Source organism: Pseudomonas sp. MUP55 (assembly GCF_034043515.1).
Taxonomy (GTDB): domain Bacteria; phylum Pseudomonadota; class Gammaproteobacteria; order Pseudomonadales; family Pseudomonadaceae; genus Aquipseudomonas.
The window spans coordinates 3,980,649-4,005,188 of sequence record NZ_CP138214.1 but is presented as its reverse complement, the minus strand read 5'-3'; the positions used below and the strand labels follow the sequence as shown (position 1 = coordinate 4,005,188).

General features: G+C 61.9%; 25 protein-coding genes. 12 read left to right on the top strand and 13 right to left on the bottom strand.

What is annotated here, in order from left to right:
- Nucleotides 1-45: 45 nt before the first annotated feature.
- The 4 genes from folE to SC318_RS17960 all read right to left on the bottom strand — a co-directional run bounded on the left by folE (nt 46) and on the right by SC318_RS17960 (nt 2,356).
- On the bottom strand, nt 46-591 hold the full coding sequence (gene folE, locus SC318_RS17975) for a GTP cyclohydrolase I FolE (RefSeq protein WP_003192797.1): 546 nt from the start codon (nt 589-591) through the stop codon (nt 46-48).
- A gap of 78 nt (nt 592-669) precedes the next feature.
- On the bottom strand, nt 670-1,227 hold the full coding sequence (locus tag SC318_RS17970) for a Smr/MutS family protein (protein WP_003175227.1): 558 nt from the start codon (nt 1,225-1,227) through the stop codon (nt 670-672).
- 75 nt (nt 1,228-1,302) lie between these two features.
- Nucleotides 1,303-1,623 carry a hypothetical protein gene (locus tag SC318_RS17965; RefSeq protein WP_300628290.1) on the bottom strand — a complete coding sequence of 107 codons (321 nt, stop codon included), beginning with the start codon at nt 1,621-1,623 and terminating at the stop codon, nt 1,303-1,305.
- A gap of 142 nt (nt 1,624-1,765) precedes the next feature.
- Nucleotides 1,766-2,356: a cysteine hydrolase family protein gene (locus tag SC318_RS17960; RefSeq protein ID WP_320427888.1), complete on the bottom strand. Its 591-nt coding sequence runs from the start codon at nt 2,354-2,356 to the stop codon at nt 1,766-1,768.
- Between the two features lie 239 nt (nt 2,357-2,595).
- Between SC318_RS17960 and prmB the strand changes: the two genes are divergently transcribed.
- Complete coding sequence (gene prmB, locus SC318_RS17955; RefSeq protein WP_320427887.1) at nt 2,596-3,504, top strand: 50S ribosomal protein L3 N(5)-glutamine methyltransferase; 909 nt, start codon at nt 2,596-2,598, stop codon at nt 3,502-3,504.
- A 127-nt stretch (nt 3,505-3,631) separates the two neighbouring features.
- Here prmB and SC318_RS17950 read toward each other — a convergent pair whose 3' ends face one another.
- Both SC318_RS17950 and SC318_RS17945 read right to left on the bottom strand, forming a co-directional pair.
- Entirely contained in the window at nt 3,632-4,435 is an 804-nt protein-coding gene (locus SC318_RS17950) for a hypothetical protein (protein WP_320427886.1), read from the bottom strand.
- Nucleotides 4,436-4,534: 99 nt separating this feature from the next.
- The gene (locus tag SC318_RS17945) at nt 4,535-5,497 is read right to left on the bottom strand and encodes an alpha/beta hydrolase (RefSeq protein WP_320427885.1); all 963 of its coding nucleotides are present in this window, start codon (nt 5,495-5,497) and stop codon (nt 4,535-4,537) included.
- A 143-nt stretch (nt 5,498-5,640) separates the two neighbouring features.
- Between SC318_RS17945 and aroC the strand changes: the two genes are divergently transcribed.
- The 4 genes from aroC (at nt 5,641) to SC318_RS17925 (ending at nt 8,909) form a co-directional block, all read left to right on the top strand.
- On the top strand, nt 5,641-6,732 hold the full coding sequence (aroC, locus tag SC318_RS17940; protein WP_320427884.1) for a chorismate synthase: 1,092 nt from the start codon (nt 5,641-5,643) through the stop codon (nt 6,730-6,732).
- Nucleotides 6,733-6,742: 10 nt separating this feature from the next.
- Complete coding sequence (locus tag SC318_RS17935; RefSeq protein ID WP_306493894.1) at nt 6,743-7,903, top strand: MFS transporter; 1,161 nt, start codon at nt 6,743-6,745, stop codon at nt 7,901-7,903.
- The gene (locus SC318_RS17930) at nt 7,900-8,430 is read left to right on the top strand and encodes an acireductone dioxygenase (protein WP_320427883.1); all 531 of its coding nucleotides are present in this window, start codon (nt 7,900-7,902) and stop codon (nt 8,428-8,430) included. The genes SC318_RS17935 and SC318_RS17930 overlap by 4 nt, the downstream gene beginning before the upstream one ends.
- 209 nt (nt 8,431-8,639) lie before the next feature.
- Entirely contained in the window at nt 8,640-8,909 is a 270-nt protein-coding gene (locus tag SC318_RS17925; protein WP_320427882.1) for a response regulator transcription factor, read from the top strand.
- Between the two features lie 60 nt (nt 8,910-8,969).
- On the opposite strand, the gene SC318_RS17920 is transcribed toward SC318_RS17925, so the two are convergent.
- Nucleotides 8,970-9,248: a DUF3509 domain-containing protein gene (locus SC318_RS17920; protein WP_003172952.1), complete on the bottom strand. Its 279-nt coding sequence runs from the start codon at nt 9,246-9,248 to the stop codon at nt 8,970-8,972.
- Nucleotides 9,249-9,643: 395 nt separating this feature from the next.
- Between SC318_RS17920 and SC318_RS17915 the strand changes: the two genes are divergently transcribed.
- The 5 genes from SC318_RS17915 to SC318_RS17895 all read left to right on the top strand — a co-directional run bounded on the left by SC318_RS17915 (nt 9,644) and on the right by SC318_RS17895 (nt 15,416).
- Nucleotides 9,644-11,470, top strand: coding sequence for a long-chain-acyl-CoA synthetase (locus SC318_RS17915; RefSeq protein WP_320427881.1), 1,827 nt, complete (start codon nt 9,644-9,646; stop codon nt 11,468-11,470).
- A 97-nt stretch (nt 11,471-11,567) separates the two neighbouring features.
- Nucleotides 11,568-12,083: an ankyrin repeat domain-containing protein gene (locus tag SC318_RS17910; protein WP_320427880.1), complete on the top strand. Its 516-nt coding sequence runs from the start codon at nt 11,568-11,570 to the stop codon at nt 12,081-12,083.
- Nucleotides 12,084-12,123: 40 nt separating this feature from the next.
- Nucleotides 12,124-12,654 (top strand): hypothetical protein, encoded by a 531-nt coding sequence (locus SC318_RS17905; protein ID WP_320427879.1) that lies wholly within the window; start codon nt 12,124-12,126, stop codon nt 12,652-12,654.
- Nucleotides 12,655-12,721: 67 nt separating this feature from the next.
- Nucleotides 12,722-12,913, top strand: coding sequence for a PLDc N-terminal domain-containing protein (locus tag SC318_RS17900; RefSeq protein WP_003172956.1), 192 nt, complete (start codon nt 12,722-12,724; stop codon nt 12,911-12,913).
- Nucleotides 12,914-13,328: 415 nt separating this feature from the next.
- Complete coding sequence (locus SC318_RS17895) at nt 13,329-15,416, top strand: LTA synthase family protein (RefSeq protein ID WP_320427878.1); 2,088 nt, start codon at nt 13,329-13,331, stop codon at nt 15,414-15,416.
- A 61-nt stretch (nt 15,417-15,477) separates the two neighbouring features.
- Here SC318_RS17895 and SC318_RS17890 read toward each other — a convergent pair whose 3' ends face one another.
- Nucleotides 15,478-15,630, bottom strand: coding sequence for a DUF3309 family protein (locus SC318_RS17890; RefSeq protein ID WP_003192767.1), 153 nt, complete (start codon nt 15,628-15,630; stop codon nt 15,478-15,480).
- Between the two features lie 329 nt (nt 15,631-15,959).
- Here SC318_RS17890 and SC318_RS17885 point away from each other — a divergent pair, with 329 nt between their 5' ends.
- Both SC318_RS17885 and csrA read left to right on the top strand, forming a co-directional pair.
- Nucleotides 15,960-16,775 carry an SDR family oxidoreductase gene (locus SC318_RS17885; RefSeq protein ID WP_320427877.1) on the top strand — a complete coding sequence of 272 codons (816 nt, stop codon included), beginning with the start codon at nt 15,960-15,962 and terminating at the stop codon, nt 16,773-16,775.
- A 127-nt stretch (nt 16,776-16,902) separates the two neighbouring features.
- A complete protein-coding gene (gene csrA, locus SC318_RS17880; RefSeq protein ID WP_320427876.1) occupies nt 16,903-17,106 on the top strand; it encodes a carbon storage regulator CsrA in 204 nt (67 codons plus the stop codon).
- A gap of 8 nt (nt 17,107-17,114) precedes the next feature.
- On the opposite strand, the gene SC318_RS17875 is transcribed toward csrA, so the two are convergent.
- The 5 genes from SC318_RS17875 to mnmC form a co-directional block, all read right to left on the bottom strand.
- Nucleotides 17,115-17,342 carry a YheU family protein gene (locus SC318_RS17875; protein ID WP_003192759.1) on the bottom strand — a complete coding sequence of 76 codons (228 nt, stop codon included), beginning with the start codon at nt 17,340-17,342 and terminating at the stop codon, nt 17,115-17,117.
- Between the two features lie 59 nt (nt 17,343-17,401).
- Nucleotides 17,402-18,601, bottom strand: a complete 1,200-nt coding sequence (locus SC318_RS17870) for an osmoprotectant NAGGN system M42 family peptidase (RefSeq protein WP_306493884.1) — start codon at nt 18,599-18,601, stop codon at nt 17,402-17,404.
- Nucleotides 18,602-18,744: 143 nt separating this feature from the next.
- Complete coding sequence (gene ngg, locus SC318_RS17865) at nt 18,745-20,490, bottom strand: N-acetylglutaminylglutamine synthetase (RefSeq protein ID WP_320427875.1); 1,746 nt, start codon at nt 20,488-20,490, stop codon at nt 18,745-18,747.
- 3 nt (nt 20,491-20,493) lie between these two features.
- Complete coding sequence (locus tag SC318_RS17860; protein WP_320427874.1) at nt 20,494-22,266, bottom strand: N-acetylglutaminylglutamine amidotransferase; 1,773 nt, start codon at nt 22,264-22,266, stop codon at nt 20,494-20,496.
- Nucleotides 22,267-22,427: 161 nt separating this feature from the next.
- The gene (gene mnmC / locus SC318_RS17855) at nt 22,428-24,419 is read right to left on the bottom strand and encodes a bifunctional tRNA (5-methylaminomethyl-2-thiouridine)(34)-methyltransferase MnmC2/FAD-dependent 5-carboxymethylaminomethyl-2-thiouridine(34) oxidoreductase MnmC1 (protein WP_320427873.1); all 1,992 of its coding nucleotides are present in this window, start codon (nt 24,417-24,419) and stop codon (nt 22,428-22,430) included.
- Nucleotides 24,420-24,540 lie beyond the last annotated feature (121 nt).

Sequence of the window (24,540 nt, the reverse complement as noted above, 5' to 3'; positions counted from 1 at the left end):
GAAAAAAAACCGACGATGAACGCCGGTCTTTTCCTACGCAGCCATTTACTTGATCAGGCTGAGAAATTCGCTGCGGGTGGCCGCGTTTTCACGGAACTCACCGAGCATCACCGAAGTGATCATCGACGAATTCTGTTTTTCCACACCGCGCATCATCATGCACATGTGCTTGGCCTCGATCACCACCGCCACACCCAGGGCGCCGGTCACTTCCAGCACCGCATCGGCGATCTGTCGGCTGAGGTTTTCCTGGATCTGCAGGCGACGCGCATACATGTCGACGATCCGTGCGACCTTCGACAGGCCCAGCACTTTGCCGCTCGGGATATACGCTACGTGAGCCTTGCCAATAAAAGGCAGCAGGTGGTGTTCGCACAGCGAGTACAACTCGATGTCCTTGACCAGCACCATTTCGCTGTTGTCGGAGCTGAACAGGGCGCCGTTGGTGACTTCTTCCAACGTCTGTTCGTAGCCGCGGCAGAGGTACTGCATTGCCTTGGCGGCACGCTTTGGCGTGTCGAGCAGGCCCTCGCGGGAGACGTCCTCGCCGAGTTGGCCGAGAATCTCTGTGTAATTCTGTTCCAGGGACATGAAACTACCTGTGGGATTTTCGCAAAGCGCAAGGTTACGGGGGCGGACACATCGCTGCAAGCCTGACGATGGCACTTGTTACTCGTCACGACCTTCCATCATGGTGCGCTTGAGCATCACATACACCGCGCCGGCGCCGCCGTGGCGGGCCTGGCACGACGTAAAGCCGAGTACCTGGGCATGCTGGCGCAGCCAGGTATTGACGTGGCTCTTGATCATCGGCCGCTTGCCGTCCAACCGCACGGCCTTGCCGTGGGTGACGCGCACGCAGCGGATTTCGAATTTGGTCGCTTCGGCGAGGAAGGCCCAGAGGGTTTCCCGGGCTTTTTCCACGGTCATGCCATGCAGGTCGAGGCTGCCTTCGAACGGGATCTGGCCGGCCTTGAGCTTGCGCATCTGGCTTTCCTGCACGCCGTCGCGCGCCCACATCAACTCATCTTCGGGGCCGACGTCGATCACGAACTGGTCTGACAGGCCATCGACGGTAGTGGCATCGGTGCGCACGGTCGCGGCCTGGCGCAGCTTGGCGATCTGCGCCCGATCAGCCTTGGGCTTGCCGGTGTCGGCGCGGTCGTGCTTGATCGGCTTGACGCCGCGCAGCTCGTTCTTGAACAGGGAAAAGTCGTCGTCTTGCATGTCAGCCTCCGCGAAGGGCGGGCAGTTTACCTAAATCGCGGCGGCCGCGGCGCAGCAAATACTATCCAAGCGCCATCAGTCGTGCTTTTTCATCAGGTGCGAGGCGATATTCAACGACAGCGGCTGGCGCATTTTGCGCCGGCTGCGGCGCCATAACCACACGCCCAGCCACACCACCAGCAGGCCGATGCCCAGCAGGATCGCCGAGCCGCCAGGGCTGGCATTCAGTTCGCCGAGTGCCGGCGAGTGCCCAAACAGACCGGCGCCACCAGCGCCGGCCAACAGCAGACCTACGATCGCCAGCAGCGCGGCAATGCCCGCCACCAGGCGCAGACGCCAATTGCTCGGGCCCTTGGGGCGCAAGCGACGAGCATCAAAACCATCGGATATCTTCATTCCGACCTTTCCTCCAGGGTATCGGCCCTTCGACCGGAAGATACACAGGTTGTTCCTGTGCCCCAGGTAAATGCGCGAAATGAGTGCGCTTTGCAGATGAGCGGGGCAATGAACATTGGCGCACCGCTCATCAGGGCGGCGATCAGATCAGGTCTTTGGTCAACGCCAGGGTGGCGAAGTTGTCGGCCATGATGGCCATTTCCGTCTGCTGCACGTGCTCGGCACTTAGCACGCCGCCTTTGTAGGGCAGGTCGCGCGTGGCGCAGGCATCTTCCACCAGGGTGCAGCGAAAGCCCAGGTTCTTGGCGGCGCGCACGGTGGTGCTGACGCTGGAGTGGCTCATGAAACCGCAGACGATCAGGTCCAGCGAACCCAGGTCCTGCAGGTGTTTTTCCAGGCCGGTGCCGTGAAAGGCGCTGGGCAGCAGTTTGCCAATGATGGTTTCGTCACCTTCGGGTTCCAGGCCGGGGATGAACTCGCCGCGCTCGCCTTGCGGGTCGAACAGGCCGCCAACGGTACCCAGGTGGCGCACATGCACGATCGGCCGCCCGGCGTTGCGCGCAGCGGTGACCAGCTGCTTGATATTGCCGACCGCTGCGTCCATGCCCGAGAGGGCGAGTGGGCCGCTGAGGTATTCCTTCTGGGCGTCGATGATCACGAGGGTCGCATGGGCCAGGTTGGCAGCTGCGTAACCACGACCGCTGAGTTGAAACATCGTCTTTGGAACGGACATTCTGGGGCTCCTGTGAGGGGGGCTTTTGCGACATTGTCCACTGGCTGAGCGGTTCTGTGAATCGCTACCATCGTAAGGTACGCCGTTGTTGACGTGCAGCCATGTCAAGTGGGCCGCTTGTTTAACTCAATAGTGGCAATTTGGATGAAATCCGACAGATGGCAAAGGTGTTTCGTACATCGTCGGTACAGGCGAACGCTGTTAGAATCGCCAGTCGTTTTTTCCAGGAGTCTGCCCCCGTGATCACTTCCCGCCTGCGCACCTTGCGCGACCATATCCGTTGGGCTGTCAGCCGTTTCCATGGGGAAGACCTGTTTTTTGGCCACGGCACCGACAATGCCTGGGACGAAGCCAGGCAACTGGTGCTCGGCGCGCTGCACCTGCCCTGGGAAATCGCCGACAGCTACCTGGACTGCAACCTGGAAGAAGAGGAAATCTCCCATGTGCAGCGTTTATTGCACCGTCGCATCCATGAACGCGTGCCCACCGCCTACTTGCTGAAAGAAGCCTGGTTCTGCGACATGTCGTTCATCGTTGACGAACGCGTGCTGATCCCGCGTTCGCCGATTGGCGAATTGATCATGAACCGCTTCGAGCCTTGGCTGGCCCAACCGCCGGCGCGCATTCTCGACTTGTGCACCGGTTCCGGCTGCATCGGGATTGCCTGTGCCTACGAGTTTCCCGACGCCGAGGTGGTGCTGGGCGACCTGTCCTTCGAAGCCCTGGAAGTGGCCAACCAGAACATCGAGCGTCACGGCGTGGATGAGCGCGTGTATACCGTGCAGGGCGACGGCTTTGATGGCCTGCCGGGCCAGCGCTTCGATCTGATCGTATCCAACCCGCCGTACGTGGATGCCGAAGATTTTGCCGACATGCCGGATGAATACCAGCACGAACCGGAACTGGGCCTGGCCTGCGGCGATGACGGCCTGAACCTGGTACGGCGCATGCTGGCCGAGGCGGCGAGCCACCTGACCGAGAAGGGTTTGCTGATTGTCGAAGTGGGCAACAGCCAGGTGCACGTCGAGGCGCTGTATCCGGAAGTGGACTTTGCCTGGCTGGACTTCCAGCGCGGTGGTCACGGGGTGTTCATGCTCACCGCGCAGCAGTGCCGGGAGCATCAGGCGGTCTTCGCCGCCCGGGTATAACGGGAGCGATGGGGTCAATGTGGGAGGGGGCTTGCTCCCGATAGCGGTGTGTCAGCTACAGATGCAGTACTGACACACCGTCATCGGGAGCAAGCCCCCTCCCACCGTTTGATCGCATTTCAATCTGCTAGCGGTGGGTGGCAATCCAGATCAACAACCCCGCCTGAAACACGGTAAACGCCACCAAACAGGTGATGGTAAAGCGCAACCCGCTGTCCTCGCGCTTGAACTTGGTGACTTTTTCCTCTTCCTTGCGCAGTTTCACTTCCTGCTCGGCCAGGTTCTTCTCGGCCTGCTGCAGCATCTGCGCGGCTTCGAGGATCTCCACGAATTGCACCTTCTCGGTGTTCCAACTGTCCAGCACATCGCTGACCTTGCCCGGCTGCACGTTGCCCTTGAGGTGCTGCACATCGGCGTAGGCCACATCGAAACCCTGGATACGCAGGAAGTGATCGCGGCGCAGGCGCGTGGCTTCGTTGAGTGCGTCCTTGTTGGCCAGGTCTACGCCGTCGACGCGGTAGTGTGACCACTTTTTCTTGGCCCAGGCGGCTGCCTGGGCCACCAGGAAACGGCCAAGGCCACGGTTGGCCGGCTCGATTTCCAGGCTGCTGCCCGGGCCGAAATGCACGCGATGTTTATCGTGATCCACCCAGACGTCCAACTGGTTCTGCTCGCGCCGTACCCGCTGGCCGGGCAGTTGAATGACCATGCGCAACAGGCTGTGGTGCGGGTCATGGCGCTCGGCATAACCGAACTGTACAAACCGCAACGGACGCGCGCCGGTCGCGCGGTCTATGGCCAGCGGGGCGAGGCGCAGCATCTTGAAATGTTCGGCGTGTACGTCCGCCCACGGCAGAGCCGCTGCGGCGGCCGCCTCCGTGTCAGCCGGGATGTCGGCGGTGGATTCTGGGGTTGCTTCAGTGGTAGTCATGCGGCGCGATCCTGTCCAGGCCCTGCGAGCCGACAGTCTTTTTACTGTCGATTCTGGGCTTATCGGCCGCTTTCTTCAGGACTGGAGGCAAATTGCCGCTTAACGGGGTTTGAGTCCCTCGATAAAACGCACTATCCGCTCACCCAGTTCGGCGGCGAGGGGCAGTTTTGGGTCGTTATAGGACGCCAGTTGCTGCTCGACGTTGTTGGGCACGATGCGCATCACATGGTTCATGCCTTCGATCACGGTCAACTGCGCGTCGGGCTTGGCTTTCTTCAGTTGCTGGGCATCGCCGACGCCCACCTGTATGTCGTTGGTACCCTGGATGATCAGGGCCGGCATGGTCAGCCGTGCAAAGGCCGCCGACGGATCGGCGCGGAACAGGCTGATCAGATAAGGCTGTACGCTGGGTCGGAAAATACCTTCCAGCGGGCGCGGTACATCGGCATCCACCTGACCGGACTTGAGGTGGTCGAGAATTTCGTTACTGCGCAGCAGCAGGGCCGGGGGCAGGTGATCGGCCAGTTGCTGGCGAATGACCTGGTCGACCGGGCGGGCACTGCCGGACAAGGAAATCACCCCGGCCGGATTCAACTGCGGCGCAGCGAGGGCCGCGACCAGCGCGCCTTCGCTGTGGCCCAGCACGATCAGCGGGCCCATGCGCGCGTCGGCCTTGAGCAATTTGCCCCAGGCCACGGCGTCGGACACGTAGGCGTCGAGGGTCAGGTTGCGTTCGTCCGGGGTCGCGGCCAGGCTGGCAGCCACGCCGCGTTTGTCATAGCGCACGCTGGCAATATTGTGCCGGGCCAGCACCCAGGCCAGGCGCTTGAGGCTGTCGTTGCGTGCGCCGTCGGCGCTGTTGCCGTTGCGGTCGGTGGGGCCGGAGCCCGCGATGATCAGCACCACCGGCACGGGCTGGTCGGACTGCGGCAACAGCAGCGAGCCAAACAGCTCACCGCTGCCGGTGTCCAGGCTGATGGGCCGTTGCAGCACGACAGGGGAGGCGGCCTGGGCCGCGAAGGTGAAGAGGGTGAGGGTGAACAGCAGAACTCGCAGCATCATAGCGCCATCATTGGAGAGGTGCCGATTGGACCAACGTCTACCGGTAAGGTTTCGAGGATGAACTAGTCGGTTAGCCTGCGTATACTGGCCGCCTTAAGTTATTACGGTTGACGTGTTTCAACTGACTTCACGGAGCGCCCTGCATGTCCGGCAATACCTTCGGCAAGCTGTTCACTGTCACCACCGCGGGCGAAAGCCATGGCCCGGCGTTGGTCGCCATTGTCGACGGCTGCCCGCCCGGCCTCGAGCTGTCTGTGGAAGACCTGCAGCGTGATCTGGATCGCCGCAAGCCCGGCACCAGCCGTCACACCACCCAGCGCCAGGAACCCGACGAAGTCGAGATCCTTTCCGGCGTGTTCGAAGGCCGCACCACCGGCTGCGCCATCGGCCTGCTGATCCGCAATACCGATCAGAAGTCCAAGGACTACTCGGCGATCAAGGACCTGTTCCGCCCGGCCCACGCCGACTACACCTACCATCACAAATACGGCGAACGCGACTACCGTGGCGGCGGCCGCAGTTCGGCCCGCGAAACCGCGATGCGCGTGGCGGCCGGTGCCATTGCCAAGAAATTCCTGGCGACCCAGGGCATCGTCATTCGTGGCTACATGAGCCAGCTCGGCCCGATTGAAATCCCGTTCAAGACCTGGGACAGCGTCGAAGACAACGCCTTCTTCTGCCCCGACCCGGATAAAGTCCCGGAACTGGAAGCCTACATGGACCAGTTGCGCCGCGACCAGGACTCGGTCGGCGCGAAGATCACCGTGGTGGCTGAAGGCGTGAAGCCGGGCCTGGGCGAGCCGATCTTCGACCGTCTCGACGCCGAACTGGCCCACGCGCTGATGAGCATCAACGCGGTCAAAGGCGTGGAAATCGGCGCCGGTTTCGCCTGTGTGTCCCAGCGCGGTACCGAGCATCGCGACGAGATGACCCCGCAGGGTTTCCTCAGCAACAACGCCGGCGGCATCCTTGGCGGTATCTCGTCGGGCCAGCCGATCGTGGCGCACCTGGCGCTCAAGGCCACGTCGAGCATTACCACCCCGGGCCGTTCGATCGACGTGCACGGCAACCCGGTTGACGTGATCACCAAAGGCCGCCACGACCCGTGCGTCGGCATCCGTGCCACGCCGATTGCCGAGGCGATGATGGCCATCGTGTTGATGGACCACCTGCTGCGCAACCGCGGGCAGAATGCGGATGTGCGGGTGAGTACGCCTGTGTTGGGCCAGCTGTGACGCGCTGAAGGTGACAGCTCTCCCTTACTGGCGCCTCTCCAGCTTTTACCTGTTCTACTTCGCCCTGCTCGGGGCGACGGCGCCATTCCTGGCGCTGTACTTCGATCACCTGGGCTTTTCCAGCGCGCGTATCGGCGAGCTGGTGGCCATTCCGATGCTGATGCGTTGCGTGGCGCCCAACCTCTGGGGTTGGTTGGGCGACTACACCGGCCGGCGGCTGGCCATTGTGCGGTTCGGGGCGGTGTGCACGCTGTTGAGTTTTTCGCTGATATTCGTCAGCAAGACCTATGCCTGGCTGGCGTTGGTCATGGCCTTGCACGCGTTCTTCTGGCACGCCGTGCTGCCGCAGTTCGAAGTGATCACCCTGGCGCACCTGCACCAGCAGACGTCGCGCTACAGCCAGATACGGTTGTGGGGCTCCATCGGTTTTATCCTCACCGTGGTGATCATGGGCCGGCTGTTTGACTGGCTGAGCGTGGCGATCTACCCGGTGGTGGTCGTGGTGATCATGGCCGGCATCATCGGCGCCAGCCTGTGGGTGCCGAATGCCCAGCCCGCCAGCCACGGCCAACGCCGGGTCGGCGACGGTTTCATCCGACAATTGCGCAGCCCCGGCGTGCTCGCTTTCTATGCCTGTGTGGCGCTGATGCAGATGAGTCATGGCCCGTATTACACCTTCCTTACGTTGCACCTTGAACACCTGGGCTACAGCCGAGGCGTGATCGGCCTGCTGTGGGCCCTCGGGGTGGTGGCGGAAGTCTTGATGTTCCTGGGCATGAGTCGCATCCTGGCGCGCTTTTCGGTGCGCCGGGTGCTGCTGGCCAGTTTCCTGCTGGCGGCGCTGCGCTGGCTGCTGCTCGGCGGCTTTGCCGAATTTTTCTGGGTGCTGTTGCTGGCGCAGGTGATGCATGCCGCCACGTTCGGCAGTTTCCATGCGGCAGCCATCGCCTTCGTGCAGCGCAGTTTCGGTGATCACCAGCAAGGCCAGGGCCAGGCGCTGTACGCGGCATTGGCCGGTACCGGCGGCGCGCTGGGTGCGCTGTACGCCGGTTACAGCTGGAACCTGCTGGGCCCGACCCTCACATTCAGTATCGCCAGCATCGCGGCCCTGGCTGCCGCCGTTATCATTGGCTTTCGATTGCAAGAGCCGAACCAAGGAGCCGTGCAATGAGTTACGTCGCTGTCTATCACATCACTACACCGGACACCCCGAACAAAGTGCTGACCCACTTCGACGACATCCAGTCGACCCTGGCCGAAAACGGCGTGCGCTTTGAGCGCTGGCAGCCCAGCCCTCTCGAAAAGGGTGCCAGCGAGGCACAGATGATTGCCGCGTATCAGCCGCAGATCGACGCGCTGGGCTATGCCGGTGTCAAGGTGATCAGCCTGACCGGTGAGCATCCCCATCACGACACGTTGCGCGCTGAAGGCCTCCAGGAGCGAATCTGCAGTGAAGACCAGGCGCGATTCTTCATCGCGGGTCAGGGGTTGTTCTCGTTGCACATAGGCGATCACGTCTACGGCGTGCGGTGTGAGAAGTACGATCTGCTGATCGTACCCGCCGGGGTGCCCCATTGGTTCGACATTGGCGAGAACCCCCATGTGATAGCCCTGCATCTGTTCAACACGCAGGAAGGCTCGGTGCCCACCTTCACCGGTAATGACATTGCCCGTGACTTTGGCAAGCTGGACGATTAAGACGAGTCTTTTAAATGTTCAACCCCGGCAAGTTGGAATGTGCTGTGGGAATAAGCCTAAACACATGTAGGGCTTAGCTGTTTATTCTCGGCCTTGTCCTCCTGTTCCGCACACTGTGTAACTCTCTCCTTAATTCGATGTTTATGTTGCCTGTCAATAGGAGCAATCCGAAGGTGGGCAGCGAATCGGCATATAAAAAGGAGAAGTCAATGAGTCGCCCTGAGGAGTTGTCTCAGCCGTTGGACACTGTGCCGACGGCCATCAGAAGACGTTTGAGTTTACTCGGCAAGCCCCTGACCAGGACGGAGCTGGAGATCCTGCGGTGGGCCTCCGAAGGCAAGACCATCTGGGAGATGAGCAAGATCCGATGCACCTCCGAGGCCACGGTCAAATTCCACCTGCGCAATATCTACAGCAAGCTGGATGTGACCAACCGCGTGCAGGCGATGAATGAAGCGGGGCGGCGGGGGCTTTGCTGACGGCATAAAAAAGGGCCGCGACGCTCAACGGCGTTGCGGCCCTTTTTATTGGGGTGGTGCTTATGCCGAATGGTAAGTCGGCAGGGCAAAGCGATTCTGGCTTTGCAGCATCGAAATCTGCGGCAGCTCACTGGCTTGTTCGGCCAGGTCACGGCGAATTGCACTGATCACCCAAGTGAGTTGGTCGGCGGTGTGCAGCTGCTGATACGAGATCGAGCGCTTGACCTGCTTGCCTTCGCTGTTACGCAGAGTCAACAGGATGCCGCCGTCTGGACGTGGTTGGGTGGTGACGTCGTAGTTGGAAAATACTGAAGCGAATTTATCTTGGATCAGGCTCATGTCTATCAGCTCCATTGGCTCAAGTTGGCAAGCATGGAGTGATAGGTGCAGCGTTTGTGCCAGTATTGAATCTTATAAAAAACCCTTATAAAACAGCTACTTATAAATTTCAGGATTTTTCGTTTTCGTGCAAATTGCATGAAAGGCCATCGTGCATCCTGCATTTTGCGTTATCTGCGCGGCTATTTCCTACGCACAATGTTCCTTTCCTAACGATTCTGACCGCGTGTTTGACCAATAAATCCCATCCGAGCCTCGGGATACAAAACATTTCAAATCGTGCGTGTACAGCCTGAGAAGGGCTGACGTATTTTCCTTTGAGGGGTAAGGCGAATTCACTCGGTCACCGTCGATTGTTCCGCACCCGATAAACAATAAGAACAGGACGTCCCGCCATGGCTCATCATCCAAACGACATGATCACCTGGCGCATGCTGCTGCGAAAGGTGCCAACTATCGTGCGGGCGCTGCCGCGGGTGTTGCGCGGCATGCGCGCTGCCAACGTTACCGACCCCACACAACCCTGTGGCCTTGGCTGGCACTTCGAGCAAGCCACGCTGCGCAACCCGCACGGGGCCGCCTTGCTCTATGGCGACAGCGTGATCAGCTACCACGACGCCAATCGGCGTGCCAATCGCATCGCCCATTACCTGCAGGATCAGGGCATCGGCAAGGGTGAAGTGGTGGCACTGTTCATCGAAAATCGCCCGGAGTTGCTGCTGACCGTACTGGCCGTGACCAAGCTCGGAGGGATCTGCGCCATGCTCAATACCGCGCAGACCCAGGCAGCGCTGGTGCACAGCCTGAGCCTGGTCAGTCCGGCGGCGATTGTGGTGGGCGAGGAATTGGCAGACACCTACGCGGCAGTGCGCAACCAGGTGGAAATTGCGGCTCAACGCACCTGGTTCGTTGCCGATCAGCACGTGAGCGGGGTGCCCGAGGGGTTTGTCGACCTGATGCAAGCCTGCGCGCAAAGCCCGCAGAACAACCCCGCCAGCAGCGCCCAGGTGTTCTTCAACGATCCCTGCTTCTATATCTATACCTCCGGCACCACCGGTCTACCCAAGGCCGGCATCATGAAACACGGGCGCTGGACCAAAACCGCCGTGAGTTTCGGCAGCATCGCCCTGGACATGGGCCCGCAGGACGTTGTGTATTGCACGCTGCCGCTTTACCACGCCACCGGCCTGTGTGTGTGCTGGGGCTCGGCAATCATTGGCGCGTCCGGCTTCGCCATTCGCCGCAAGTTCAGCGCCAGCCAGTTCTGGGACGACGTGCGCACGTTCAATGCGACCACCCTGGGGTATGTCGGTGAGCTGTGTCGCTACCTGCTCGACCAGCCGCCCAGCGAGCGCGATCGCGACAACGGCGTGACCAAAATGGTAGGCAATGGCCTGCGCCCAGGGGTGTGGACGCAGTTCAAGCAGCGCTATGGGGTTGAGCATATCTGCGAACTCTACGCAGCCAGTGACGGCAATATCGGCTTTACCAACCTGCTGAACTTCGACAACACCATCGGCTTTTGCCTGCAGCACTGGGCGCTGGTGGATTACACCCACGACACCGGCGAGCCGCTGCGGGGCAGCGACGGTTACATGCACAAGGTGCCCACGGGCGGGCAGGGCGTGTTGCTGGCGAGGATCGATGAAAAGTCACCGTTCGACGGCTACACCGACCCGCAAAAGAATCGCAAGGTGGTGCTCACCGACGTGTTCGAGAAGGGCGACCGCTATTTCAACACGGGCGATCTGGTGCGCAGTATCGGTTTCGGCCATGCGCAATTCGTTGACCGACTGGGCGACACCTACCGCTGGAAGGGCGAAAACGTGTCCACCACCGAGGTCGAGAATACCCTGCTGCAGCACCCGCAGATTGCCGAAGTGGTGGCCTATGGGGTTCAGATCGACAACACCAACGGGCGTGCCGGGATGGTCGCAATCACGCCACGCGAGTCCCTGGCCGCGCTGGATATGCGCCAGTTGCTGCAGTTCGCCCACGGCCACTTGCCACCTTATGCGGTGCCGTTGTTCCTGCGGATCAAAGTGAAGATGGAAACCACCGGCACCTTCAAGTATCAGAAGGTGCGGCTCAAGGAAGAGGCGTTCGACCCTGACAAGGTTGGCGGCGATCCGCTGTTTGCCTGGTTGCCGGGCTCGGACAGCTACGTGCCGATAACCGCGCAACTGCGTGCGCAGATACAGGGCGGTCACTTTCGCTATTGATTGTACCTATGGACGCTTTTGGCAAAAAAGCCATGACAGCGGGGAACTCCGTCGCGACACTGGGCGCCCTATACTGCATCACAAAGGAGGCCCCTACATGTCGACCCAGCCCAAACAGATGACCGAAGACGAAGCCGCCGAATTTGCCGAGCAAGTCTTCGACGTCGCCCGCAAGGGCGACGCTGCCATGCTCGCAGCCCTGCTGACCAAAGGCTTGCCCGCCAATTTTCGCAATCACAATGGCGACACGCTGCTGATGCTGGCGGCCTATCACGGTCACGCCGAGGCGGTAAAAGTGCTGCTGGAATTCAAGGCTGATCCCTTGATCGCCAACGACAAGAACCAGCTGCCGATTGCCGGTGCGGCGTTCAAGGGCCACCTGGCGGTGGTCAAGGCGCTGATCGAAGGCGGAACGCCGGTTGAAGCGGCTTCCTCGGATGGGCGCACGGCCTTGATGATGGCGGCCATGTTCAACCGCGTCGACATGGTGGACTACCTGCTCGGCCAGGGTGCCAACCCCAAGGCCACCGACGCCCAGGGCGCGACGGCGCTGGCCGCAGCGCAGACCATGGGGGCCGTGGATACGGCGGCGTTGTTGCAAAAACTGGTGTAGGCTACGCGCCCTCCAAAACCCGCCCGTCACAGGACTGCCCATGAAAACCGCTCTCGTCGAACTCATCAGTAAAATCAGCGCCGGCGTCATGGGCGCGGACGAAGTCGCGCGTATCGCCGACGAAGCGGCCCAGGCCTACGCAGACCCTGCGGCGTTCCTGGCGGCCAATCCGGATATCAATTACGACGACACCTTCCCGATTCCGCTGGGGGAATGGGTGGTGGTCGGCAGCCTGCCGGACACGGTGCTGTTCCAGGCCGATACCTACGCCGACCTGTTTGCCCAGATCGTCGCCTCGTTCGGCCCTGGTGTGGCGTTCAACCTCAAGCCCAAGCAATTGGCTAAGGCCGAAGACCTGACCGCGCTCAATCGCATCCAGATCCAGATGAGCGCCCTGAGCCCGGAAGACGGCGGTTATGTGCTGCTCAACTTCAGCCAATTGCTCGATGACCAAATCCAGGCCGTACTGGTGTTCGGCAATGACCTGCCGCGGGTGCTGCAACTGTGCGCCGAAGTCGGCATCCAGGCCGAGCCGTCGCTGGAAGCGCTGAAGATTGCCGTTCACGTCTGAAATAATACGGAACCCCTGCCAGGGCTGACTATCCTAAGAGGGCAAGCCCTCACTTAGGAGCGACACCATGGGTTCCACTTTCAATGGCCTGATTGGCCTGATCATCCTCGCGCTGGATATCTGGGCGATCATCAACGTGTTCAAAAGCGGCGCGAGCACGGGCGCCAAGGTGCTGTGGATCTTGCTGATCCTGCTGCTGCCGGTACTGGGCCTGATCATCTGGGCGATCGCCGGGCCGCGCGGCAACGTGCGGATCTGATCGTGCGCTCACTTGAACTCTAAAGTGAGCACAGTCATGTGGGAGGGGGCTTGCCCCCGATGGCGTAGTGACAGTCACTCTATCCAGTGCTGACCCACCGCTATCGGGGGCAAGCCCCCTCCCACATTTGCTTTCATCGAGGATAAGAGATTTGTGTGTCGAAACTATTCGCTGCACGAATTTTTCACATCCCATCCAAGACAATTCCCCCGCTTTGTTCCCCTGCCGAGGCTCTATCCCCTAGCACTTGTAAAGGCAGGGCGGCGGCGCACGTTCAGTAATCTATAGCGTTGATGCCGTTGATCGGGCACCATTTGCCCCACCGCGTTAACCGCCCACCCCGGCCAGCCTGGGCGAGGGGCGTACGCCACCGCATTATTTCGCAACTTCAACTTCCAATGGGTCCTAAAACGACATGGCAAACCCGGACGCCCTGAATCAGCAGCGAGCTTCAAATCGCCTGCTGCAACCGACCGTCAAATCCCATCTGGCGTACACGCTGCTCTGCGCACTGGTCATGATGGTGATGTTCTCCCTGCTGCGCCTGGCGTTGCTGGTCTACAACCGCGAGATGATCCTCGACACACCGGCCTCGACCTTCCTCGAAGCGTTCGCCAACGGCCTGCGCCTGGATATTCGCCTAGTGATGTACCTGCTGATCCCGCTGCTGCTGGCCTTGTTCAGCGTACGGGCCATGGCGGCGCGCGGGTTCTTCCGGTTGTGGCTGACCGTCGCGTCCAGCATCGCGCTGTTCCTGGGCCTGATGGAGATGGACTTCTACCGCGAGTTCCACCAGCGCCTCAACGGCCTGGTCTTCCAGTATGTGAAGGAAGACCCGAAAACCGTGATGAGCATGCTCTGGTACGGTTTCCCGGTGGTGCGCTACCTGTTGGCCTGGGCCGTGGGCACGCTGATCCTGAGCATGGCCTTCAAGGGCGCCGACCGCGCAACGCGCCCGCGTGGCCCGTTCAGTGGCGGCAGCATCGGCACGCGTCAGGTGGCGCCGTGGTACAGCCGCATCGCGGTGTTCGTGGTGTGCCTGCTGGTCGCCGTGGTCGCCATCCGCGGCACCCTGCGCCAGGGCCCACCGCTGCGTTGGGGTGATGTGTACACCACCGATTCGAACTTCGCCAACCAGTTGGGCCTCAATGGCACGCTGTCGCTGATCGCCGCCGCCAAGTCGCGCTTCTCCGAAGAGCGTTCCAACATCTGGAAAGCCACCCTGGAGCAACCGCTGGCCACCCAGACCGTGCGTGACATGCTGGTACTGCCGAGCGAGAAGCTGGTGGATACCGACACCGCTGCCGTGCGCCGTGACTACACGCCGCCGGCCGAGAAGACCCTGCCGATCAAGAACGTGGTCGTGATCCTGATGGAAAGCTTTGCCGGTCACTCGGTAGGCGCCCTGGGCCGTCCTGGCAATATCACGCCGTACTTCGACAAGTTGTCCAAGGAAGGCCTGCTGTTCGATCGCTTCTTCTCCAACGGCACCCACACCCACCAGGGTATGTTTGCCACCATGGCATGCTTCCCGAACCTGCCGGGCTTCGAATACCTGATGCAGACCCCCGAAGGCAGCCACAAGCTGTCGGGCCTGCCGCAGTTGCTCAGCGCGCGTGATTTCAACGATGTGTATGTCTACAACGGCGACTTCGCCTGGGACAACCAGTCGGGCTTTTTCAGCAACCAGGGCATGACCAACTTCATTGGCCGCAATGACTTCGTCAACCCGGTGTTCTCCGACCCGACCTGGGGCGTGTCCGACCAGGACATGTTCAACCGTGGCCTGGAAGAACTGAAGGCCCGCGAGGGCGGCAAGCCGTTCTACGCGCTGCTGCAGACCCTTTCCAACCACACGCCGTACGCGTTGCCGACGCCATTGCCGGTTGAGAAAGTCACCGACCGTGGCAGCCTCAACGAGCATTTGACCGCCATGCGTTACTCCGACTGGGCGTTGGGTCAGTTCTTCGAGAAGGCCCGCAAGGAGCCGTACTTCAAGGAAACCCTGTTCGTGGTGGTGGGTGACCACGGCTTCGGTAACGAGCAGCAGATCACCGAGATGGACCTGGGCCGCTTCAACGTGCCGATGCTGATGATCGCGCCGGGCATGCAGGAAAAGTTCGGCGAGCGTGACCACACCGTGGGCACTCAGATCGATATCGTCCCGACCATCATGGGCCGCCTGGGCGGTGACACCCTGCACCAGTGCTGGGGCCGTGACCTGCTCAACCTGCCGGAAGGCGACAAGGGCTTCGGCGTGATCAAGCCGTCGGGCAGCGACCAGACTGTCGCCTTGCTCACCGCTGACCGCGTGCTGGTCCTGCCCAAGGAAATGCCACCCAAGTTGTGGCAATACGAACTGGGCGCCAACCCGACCGGCAAAGTGATTGCAGAGTCGCCTGACGAAGCGGCGCTGAAGCAGAAACTCGAGTCGTTCCTGCAGACCGCCACCAAGAGCCTGCTGGATAACACCGCAGGCGTTGTAGACGGTAAGCCGGATTAACCGACCGGCAATAAAAAAGAGGCCTCGTCGAGGCCTCTTTTTTTTGTCCGTGGAACCGGTGTTATATCTTGCCGAGCAACAACAGCACCAGCAGAACGACCAGCACTACACCGAGGATACCCGACGGGCCATAGCCCCAGTTACGCGAGTGCGGGAACACGGGCAGGCCACCGACCAGCAACAGGATCAGGATAATGATCAGAATCAGGCTCATGGTTTTATTCCTTATAGGCCTTCTGTAAAGACCGGTTATTCAGCGGGAGTCTCGTCCACTTGATGATGGACGGCTTACTAACTCCGACTGCGCCGCTTCTCGAAAAATTCCGTATTATTTTAAAACAATTCGATTGCTCGCTTATTTCTTTTAACCCCTGCGCAACTGCATCAACTTAGTTGAAAAAGATTGAACTTAGTCTTAGTGCGCGCATCCGACCGAGCCCGCAGTTTGCCTGGGGCATTCATCACTCTGATGGTGCGTGGGTGTGGCAAAAACCTTCGCTACACTGCCGGTTACTCCTCTGGTGAACCACAAGGCTACTTCCTATGCAAAACCGCATGATGATCACTGGCGCCGGGTCCGGCCTGGGTCGTGAAATCGCTCTGCGCTGGGCCCGTGAGGGTTGGCAGCTGGCCTTGTCGGATGTCAGCGAGCCCGGCTTGCAGGAAACCCTCAGGTTGGTGCGCCAAGCCGGTGGCGAGGGTTTCACCCAGCGCTGTGACGTGCGTGACTACAGCCAGCTCACCGCGTTTGCGCAAGCGTGCGAAGTGAAGCTGGGGGGCATCGATGTGATCGTCAATAACGCCGGTGTGGCGTCCGGTGGCTTCTTTGCCGAGCTGTCGCTGGAGGACTGGGACTGGCAGATCGCAATCAACCTGATGGGCGTGGTCAAGGGCTGCAAGGCGTTCTTGCCGCTGTTGGAAAAGAGCCAGGGCCGCATCATCAACATCGCCTCGATGGCTGCGCTGATGCAGGGGCCGGCCATGAGCAACTACAACGTGGCCAAGGCCGGTGTGGTGGCGCTGTCGGAAAGCCTGCTGGTGGAACTCAAGCAGCAGGAAATCGGCGTGCATGTGGTATGCCCGTCGTTTTTCCAGACCAATCTGCTCGATTCATTCCGTGGGCCGACCCCGGCGATGAAGGCACAGGTGGGCAAGTTGCTCGAGAGTTCGCCGATCTCGGCGACCGATATCGCCGACTATATTTACCAGCGCGTGGCCGAAGGCGAGTTCATGATTCTGCCCCATGAACAAGGGCGGATGGCCTGGGCGTTGAAACAGAAGAACCCGCAGTTGCTGTATGACGAGATGACCCTGATGGCCGACAAGATGCGCGCCAAGGCGCAGGCTACCAAGGGCTGATCAGGGTGCGGTCTGTCAGGTAAGTTACCTATCTGTGTAGGTAGCGCCTGATTTGGCCGCGAGTCATTGTGGGTTGCGCGGCAAACAAGGATGGTCGGGGTCCTGATATTGGAAAAGGACAACCATCATGCTGGTCTTGAGTCGCGCTGTAGGCGAAAGCATTTCCATCGGCGATGACATCGCTTTGCACATTCTTGAAGTCAGCGCACACCACGTGAAGTTCGGCATCGAAGCGCCGGCCGGGGTGAGCGTGCACCGCGCCGAGGTTTACCGCAAAATCCGCGAACGCGAGGCCAGCGCGATTTATCCGGTGCCGGTCCCCAACCCTTAGTCCTGCCGTCAGTCAAACAGATGCTTGGGCACATCGTGCTTGAGCATCAATTGGCATTGCTCGCTTTCCGGGTCGAACACGATCAGGGCCTGGCCTTTGGTCAGTGCCTGGCGCACGCGCAGTACGCGGGTTTCCAGGGGCGTGTCGTCGCCATTGTCGGTGCCGTCGCGGGTGACGAAATCTTCGATCAGGCGGGTCAGGGTGTCGACTTCAAGCGCGTCGTAGGGAATCAGCATACAAGCCTCAGGTGTCAGGTCCCGGCGATGCTACTGCGCCGGGACCTTGGTTGCCAGTATCAGCTGTTGCCGGCGTCAGACTTATGGCCGACCAGGCTGTCTACCGATGGCACGCGGGTATCGTTCTCCATGTGCGTCTCGTGCTCGATCTGATGGCTGAAGCGGTCCAGGGAGCCTTGGGCCGGTTGCGCGTCGCTGGCAAATACCGGCGGGCTGAGGATGTAGGCACCCAGCAGGCGGCTGAGGGCCGCCAGGCTGTCGATATGGGTGCGCTCGTAGCCGTGAGTGGCGTCGCAACCGAACGCCAGCAGGGCGGTACGAATATCGTGCCCGGCGGTCACCGCCGAATGCGCATCGCTGAAGTAATAGCGGAACAGGTCGCGGCGCACCGGCAACTCGTTATCCGCCGCCAGGCCCAGCAAGTGGCGTGACAGGTGATAGTCGTAAGGCCCGCCGGAATCCTGCATGGCCACGCTCACCGCGTGCTCGCTGGAATGCTGGCCGGGGGCGACCGGGGCGATATCGATGCCCACAAACTCACTCACATCCCAGGGCAGGGCCGCAGCCGCGCCACTGCCGGTTTCCTCGGTGATGGTGAACAGCGGGTGGCAGTCGATCAGCAGCGGTTCGCCGCTGTCGATGATCGCCTTGAGCGCGGCGAGCAGGGCGGCGACGCCGGCTTTGTCGTCCAGGTGACGCGCACTGATGTGCCCGCTTTCGGTGAACTCCGGCAGGGGGTCGAACGCCACGTAGTCGCCAATGCCGATGCCCAGGGAATCGCAATCGGCGCGGGTCGCGCAGTAGGCGTCCAGACGCAGTTCAACATGGTCCCAGCTCACCGGCATTTCATCCACGGCGGTGTTGAACGCGTGCCCGGAGGCCATCAGGGGCAATACGCTGCCGCGAATCACGCCGCTGTCGGTGAACACGCTGACACGGCTGCCTTCGGCAAAGCGGCTCGACCAGCAGCCCACCGGCGCCAGCGTCAGGCGGCCGTTGTCCTTGATGGCGCGTACGGCGGCGCCGATGGTGTCCAGGTGCGCGGAGACGGCGCGGTCAGGGCTGCTTTTCTGGCCCTTGAGGGTGGCGCGAATGGTACCGCGCCGGGTCATTTCAAACGGGATGCCAAGTTCTTCCAGGCGTTCGGCGACGTAGCGCACGATGGTGTCGGTAAACCCGGTGGGGCTGGGAATGGCGAGCATTTCCAGCAGGACTTTTTGCAGGTAGGCGAGATCGGGTTCGGGAATGGTTCGGGTCATGGAAACTCCTGATGAGTTGAGGGCAGATCGTTCCCACGCTCTGCGTGGGAATGCCTCGAGGGACGCTCTGCGTCCGCTGTGGTGACGCGGAGCGTCACAGGCTGCATGCCCACGCGGAGCGTGGGAACGATCACGATCGGAGGTCAGGTCGCGGGCTGGCTGTGGGGAAACAACAGGTCCACAAATTTTTCCGCCGTCGGTTGCGGTTCATGGTTGGCCAGGCCGGCCCGCTCGTTGGCTTCGATAAACACGTACTCGGGTTGATCGGCGGCCGGCACGAGCAAGTCGAGACCGACCATGGGAATGTCCAGGGCGCGTGCGGCACGCACGGCGGCATCCACCAGGGTCGGGTGCAGGATCGCGGTGACATCCTCCAGGCAGCCACCGGTGTGCAGGTTGGCGGTACGGCGCACGGCCAGGTGCACGCCGCGCGGCAGGATGCTGTCGTAGTCATACCCGGCGGCTTTCAGGGTGCGCTCGGTTTCCGCGTCCATGGGAATCTTGCTTTCGCCATCGGTGGCGGCCTGGCGGCGACGGCTCTGGGCCTGGATCAAGGTGCGAATCGAATGCTGACCATCGCCGATCACTTCGGCGGGGCGACGAATCGCGGCGGCGACCACTTCAAAACCGATCACCAGAATGCGCAGGTCCAGGCCTTCGTGGAAGCTTTCGAGCAACACCCGGCTGTCGAACTGGCGCGCCGCTTCGATCGCCTGCTGGACTTCCTCGATGGTCTGCAGGTCTACCGCCACGCCTTTGCCTTGCTCGCCATCGAGCGGCTTGACCACGACGCGCTGATGCTCGTCGAGAAACTCAAGGTTGTCGTCGGCACTGCCCGCCAATTGCTGCGAAGGCAAATTCAAGCCGGCGGCCTTGAGCGTCCTGTGGGTCAGGCTCTTGTCCTGGCACAGGGTCATGCTCACGGCGCTGGTCAGGTCGCTCAGCGACTCGCGGCAGCGTATGCGCCGACCGCCGAGGCACAGCGTGAACAGACCGGCATCGGCATCGTCCACCTGCACATCGATGCCACGTCGGTGGGCTTCTTCAACGATGATCCGCGCATACGGATTGAGCCCGGCCTGCGGGCCAGGGCCCAGAAACAGCGACTGGTTGATGCCGTTCTTGTGCTTGATTGCAAACGTGGTCAGTGCACGAAAACCCAGCTTGGCGTACAGGCTTTTGGCCTGGCGGTTGTTGTGCAGCACCGACAAGTCCAGGTAGCTCAGGCCACGGCTCATGAAGTGTTCCACCAGGTGGCGCACCAGCACTTCACCCACGCCCGGCCGGGTGCACTGCGGGTCCACCGCCAGGCACCACAGGCTGCAACCGTTTTCCGGGTCGTGAAAGGCTTTCTGGTGGTTCAGGCCCATCACGCTGCCGATGACGGCGCCGCTGTCCTCGTCCTCCGCCAGCCAATACACCGGGCCGCCTTGATGGCGCGGCGTCAGGCGCTCGGGGTCGACCGGCAACATGCCGCGTCCCAGGTACAGCAGGTTCACCGCGTGCCAGTCGGCTTCGCTTTGCACCCGACGGATGCGGAAGCCGCGAAACACCCGTGTAGCGGGGCGATAATCGCTGAACCACAGGCGCAGCGTATCGGAGGGGTCGAGGAACAGCTTTTGCGGATCGATCCCGAGGATCTGCTGAGGCGCGGCCACATACAGAGCGATGTCGCGCTCGCCGGACTGCTCCTTGAGCAACTCCTGAGCAAGGCTCGCGGGGTCTGCAAAGGTATGCCCGATCAGCAGACGGCCCCAGCCGCAATGCACGGCAATCGGTTCGGGGCCCTGGGCGCTGCCGTCTTCGGCAAGTCGGGCCTGCAGGCGTTCGTAGGTTGGCGCCTGGCCTTTGAGCAAGCGTTGGCTGTACGCCGCAGCGTTAGGTTTCATGGATCAGATTCCTTGTTCGCTGAGCCACAGGTTCAGCGCTGCCAGTTGCCACAGCTTGGAGCCGCGCAATGGGGTCAGTTGGCCTTGTGGGTCCGTCAGCAAGCGATCGAGCATGGCGGGGTTGAACAAGCCACGGTCCTGGCTCGGGTCCATCAGCAGTTCGCGTACCCAGTTCAAGGTGTCGCCCTGCAAATGCTTGAGACCGGGCACCGGGAAGTAGCCTTTCTTGCGGTCGATGACTTCGCTGGGGATCACGCGGCGCGCGGCCTCCTTGAGCACCTGCTTGCCGCCGTCGGGCAGCTTGAACTTGCCCGGCACGCGGGCCGACAGTTCCACCAGGCGGTAGTCGAGAAACGGCGTACGCGCTTCCAGGCCCCAGGCCATGGTCATGTTGTCGACGCGTTTGACCGGGTCGTCCACCAGCATCACCGTGCTGTCCAGGCGCAGGGCCTTGTCCACCGCAGCGTCCGCGCCAGGCATCGCAAAATGCTCACGCACGAAGTCACCGGCGGCATCGTTGGCGGTCAGCCATTTCGGTGCAACGGTGGCGGCATAGTCGTCGTAGCTGCGGTCGAAGAATGCTTCACGGTACGCCGCATACGGGTCGCTGGCGCCATCCACCTGCGGGTACCAGTGGTAACCGGCGAACAATTCGTCGGCGCCCTGGCCGCTTTGCACCACCTTGCAGTGCTTGGCCACTTCCCGCGACAGCAGGTAGAAGGCGATGCAGTCGTGGCTGACCATCGGCTCGCTCATGGCGCGAAAGGCCGCCGGCAGTTGCTCGATGATTTCGCTTTCAGCGATGCGCAACTGGTGGTGATGGGTGCCGTAGTGCTTGGCGATCAGGTCCGAATACTGGAACTCGTCGCCGCGCTCGCCGCCGGCGTCTTCAAAGCCGATGGAGAAGGTCGACAGGCCTTCCACGCCCACTTCGCGCAACAGGCCCACTAGCATGCTCGAGTCGACGCCGCCGGAGAGCAGCACGCCGACGTCCACGGCCGCACGTTGGCGGATGGCCACGGCTTCGCGGGTGCTGTCGAGCACGCGGTCGGTCCAGTCTTCCAGGGTCAGGTGTTTTTCGTCCTCATGGGGGCCGTAGGGCAGGGTCCACCAGGTGTTCTGTTCGGTCTTGCCATCGGCCTCGATGCGCATCCAGGTGGCTGGCGGCAGCTTTTCGATGCCGGCCAGCAGCGTGCGCGGGGCCGGCACCACCGCATGGAAATTGAGGTAGTGGTTGAGCGCGACCGGGTCAAGAATCGGGTTGATATCGCCGCCCTTGAGCAGCGCCGGCAACGCCGAGGCGAAGCGCAGGCGCTGGCCGGTACGTGACAGGTACAACGGCTTGACGCCGAGACGGTCGCGGGCGATGAACAGACGCTGGGCATCGCGTTCCCAGATGGCAAAGGCAAACATGCCGTTGAGCTTGGGCAGCAGCGCTTCGCCCCAGGCGTGATAGCCCTTGAGCAGCACTTCGGTGTCGCCGCCGGAATAGAAGGCATAGCCCAGGGCTTCGAGCTCTTGGCGCAGTTCCGGGAAGTTATAGATCGCGCCGTTGAACGCCAGGGACAGGCCCAGTTGGGCGTCGACCATCGGTTGGGCGGAGCCGTCCGACAGGTCCATAATTTTCAGGCGGCGATGGCCCAGGGCAATCGGCCCTTGGGCATGGAAGCCCCAGGCGTCGGGGCCACGAGGGGCGAGGTGATGCGTGATGCGTTCCACAGCTGCCAGGTCGGCAGGTTGATGATCAAAGCGTAACTCGCCAGCTAATCCACACATAAGTTCCTTACCGGTTTTTCCGTTGGGGAGGGTCAATACTCAATACGCACCAAAAGGGCGCTTACTCAGAAACTGACCCCAGGCACAACGCCGGAGTTTTAGAACGATAAGTTATAAGTGGACTTTTATTAATGGCGCACGCCGCATTTCTCCCCCGGCGCTCAGGATGCCGTGCGCGATTTGCCGCGAATCAATTCGCGCAAGGCGAAGCGGTTCGGATGACAGGCCTGGGCCACGCTCAGGGGCACGGGCAAGGGCTCGTTATCCAGCCATGCCGCCAGCAGTTGCGCCGATAATGGTGCGGTGATCAATCCGCGAGAACCGTGGCCGCTATTGATGTACACGCCGTCCAGCCACGGGCACGGCGTATCGGGTACCTGGCGTGCATCCCTGGCCAATACGGCGTACGCCTGGGCAAACGCGGTGGCATCGGCCAGCGGGCCGACGATAGGCAGGTAGTCGGGGCTGGTGCAGCGAAACGCCGCGCGGCCCGCCAGGGTGTCGAGCGGCTCGCCTTCAGGGTGCAGGGCGTCCAGCAAGGCCGGGGAAATTTCCCGCAGCATCGCCAGGTTATCGGCGTGTTCGGCGAGGGTGGGCGTCAGATCGTCGCTGTTGAAATCGAAACTGGCGCCCAGGGTGTGTTCGCCCAGCCGTGCCGGCGCGACGTAGCCCTGGCCGCAGACCACCGTGCTCAACGCTTGGCTGGCGGCGGTTTGCGCCAGGCAGGTGATTTGCCCGCGAATACGCTTGAGCGGCAGCGCGGCGCTGAAGGCAAAGCGCTTGATCTCGGCGGCACCGGCGAGAACCACCACCGGCGCGCTCGCCACCAGCGTCTCGCCGTTGTAGGCCTGCCACTGGCCGTCAATGCGTTGCAACGTCAGCGCCTCCTCATGCAGGCGCACTTGCACGCCGGGATGGCGGGCCTGCCACTGGCACAGCGCAGGCGGATGGACCCAACCGCCCTCGGGGAAAAACAGCCCGCCCGTGTCCAGTGGAATCTGGGCGTGGGCCTGCGCCTGGGTTGCATCTACGCGGTGCAGCAGACCCGGCGCGAACGCCTCGGCCAGTTGCGCCTGGCGTTCGGCCTCCTTGGCATTGAACGCCAGTTGCAGCACGCCGCAGGCGTCCCAATCCACCCCGCGCTGCAAATGCTCAAGCAGCCGGCGCGTGTAGCCAAAACCGCTGACAATCAATTGCGACAGCGCCGTGCCATGGGCCGAGAGCTTCAGGTACAGCACGCCCTGGGGGTTGCCGGAGGCTTCCTGGGCCAGGGCATCGTGGCGTTCCAGCAGGCACACCTGCCAGCCCCGCGCCGCGAGGCTCGCTGCGGTGCAGCAACCGGCCAGCCCACCGCCGATCACCAGCGCTCGGCGTTCACCGGGCGCAGGTGCTGGCCGCGCGAACCACGGCGCGGTCACGGCGGGCGGCGGCGCGTGTTCGGGCCAGCCGAGAAACTCGCCGCGCAGGATCTCCCATTTGTGGCCGATGCCCGGCATGCGTTTCATCTTGAAGCCGGCGGCATTGATCAAGCGCCTTACCCACCCGGTGCTGGTGAAGGTGCTGATGGTCGAGCCCGGTGCCGCCAGGCGCGCCAGCTCGGCGAACAGCTCGGCGGTCCACATGTCCGGGTTTTTCGCCGGGGCGAAGCCGTCGAGAAACCAGGCGTCGACCTGGGCATCCAGGTGCGGCAATTGTTCCAAGGCATCGCCGATCAACAGCGTCAGGGTCACGCGACCATTGTCCAGCACCAACTGCTGGAAACCTTGGTGAATGGCGACGTACTGGGCCAGCAGCGCTTCGGCGTAGGTTTGGAGTTCAGGCCAGAGGGCGAGGGCGCGTTGCAGGTCGGCGTGGCTCAGCGGGTATTTCTCCACGCTGACAAAATGCAGGCGTGCTCCGGCCACCGCGTGTTGATCGAACAGCTGCCAGGCGCATAGAAAATTCAAGCCGGTGCCGAAGCCGGTTTCGCCGATGACCAGCCGCCCACCCACGGGCAACGCAGCGAAGCGCTCCTGCAAACGGTTCTGTTGCAGGAACACATAACGGGTTTCTTCAAGGCCCGACTGGTCGGAGAAATACACGTCGTCGAACATCCGCGAATGCGGGCGGCCGTGGTCGTCCCAGTCGAGCTGGGCGTGGGCGATGGGGGTCATGGGCGGCTCATAAATAGACAGCGGGCAAACACTAGGCGGCCATTCTAGCCGATCGACAGGCCTGGAATTGACCCACGGCACGCATCGGTGGAATTTCCCTCCGCGCGTTGCTGCCCAATCC